The organism is Nitratidesulfovibrio liaohensis, from assembly GCF_011682075.1.
Lineage (GTDB): Bacteria > Desulfobacterota > Desulfovibrionia > Desulfovibrionales > Desulfovibrionaceae > Cupidesulfovibrio > Cupidesulfovibrio liaohensis.
On sequence record NZ_VSMK01000572.1, the window covers coordinates 1 to 1306 of the forward strand.

2 protein-coding genes are annotated in these 1306 nt (G+C 68.8%); both read left to right on the forward strand.

Translation table 11 applies throughout. The features are described from left to right. On the forward strand, positions 1-563 hold a 563-nt coding region (locus FVW27_RS16125; RefSeq protein ID WP_167127073.1), incomplete at its 5' end, for a hypothetical protein. Positions 564-767: 204 nt separating this feature from the next. Next, on the forward strand, positions 768-1306 hold a 539-nt coding region (locus FVW27_RS16130; RefSeq protein ID WP_208294845.1), incomplete at its 3' end, for a hypothetical protein.

Sequence of the window (1306 nt, forward strand, 5' to 3'; positions counted from 1 at the left end):
CCGCCGATGCGGTGCGCGCGGCCGTGGCCGAACGGCTTGCGCGTGACGGGCTGGCCCCCGTGGCCGAAGGGGCACGCCCCGACGTGCGCCTGACCCTGCTGCTGGACCACACCTTTGTGGCCAAGGTGCAGTACGACAAGGCCGAACCGCCCACCATTCCCGTTGATGCGGGCTGCGCGCTGGTCAATGCCATCTACCTTGTGGGTTGGTCTGCCGTGCAGGGGGGCAAGGCCGCCGTCAATCTGGCCCGGCCCGATGCGCGCGTTGCCTTGCGCGTGGTGCTGCACGAGGGCGATGCGGGGCCGCGTCTGGCGCTGGGCGAAGCCGCCCCGTATTCCGGCGAAGGGTCCGGTTGCAGGAAATGCGTGGCCCGTGAAGCCGCTGAACTTGTGGCAACGGCCTTCGGGTCGGCGCAGCCCGTTTCCGAGGAAGATGCGGCCAAGGCCTTGCGGACGGGTTGGCAGCAACAGGACGCTGATGCCACACCTGTCGATGCGGCCATGCAGGATGCGGATGCGCCGTGCCCTGCCGAAGACGCCACGGCCCCGCCCAAGGCAGAGTGACCGCCATACGGATGGCGGGGCGTTACTGGCGCCGGGCGGCTGCCGCGATGCGGCATGCGTCCTTCGCATGGTGCTGCCGGGCATCACGAGTCAGAACGGAATGGTTCGCATTCACGCTGTCGTCGCGCGCTGCGGGCGGGGCAGCCCTTCGAAGCCAGCCGCAGCGGGGGAACCATGACATCCGACGAAAGAATCGGAATGTGCGTGCGCAAATCTGCGGAACTGGAATCGCTGCTGGAGCGGATGTTCGGCGCACAGGGAAAGGGCTTGCACGAAAAACTCACCAGCGTGCAGGGCGAACTGGACGAGGCAACCGTCCGGCGCATCCGCTGGATAGCGACGATACGCAACAGGATGGTGCATGAAGGCGACTTCGCCTTCGATGGCACGGACGACTACCTTTCTGCCTGCGCGGAGGTTGCCGCCGCGCTCGAGGCGTTGCCCGCAAGGGCTGCCGAGGCTGCGCGCGAACGCATATCCCGCGTGCTGCGGAGTCGCTACGGTGCTGCGCATGCCGACCCGCAGGACAGGCTGGATCACGCCCGCGCCCGCATCCCCGCCGAGCTTGCGGCAATGGCGGACCGGGTATTCGCGCTTGCGCGGGGCGAAGGGTTCGACGGCTACGCAAGCCTTGCGACCTGCAAGGCCTTTCTGGATGCCGCTGCCGCCCGATTCGAGGCACACGACCCCGAGGGCGCACCGGGCAGCAGCGACACCGCCGCACCGGCGGGCGCGCCCCTGCC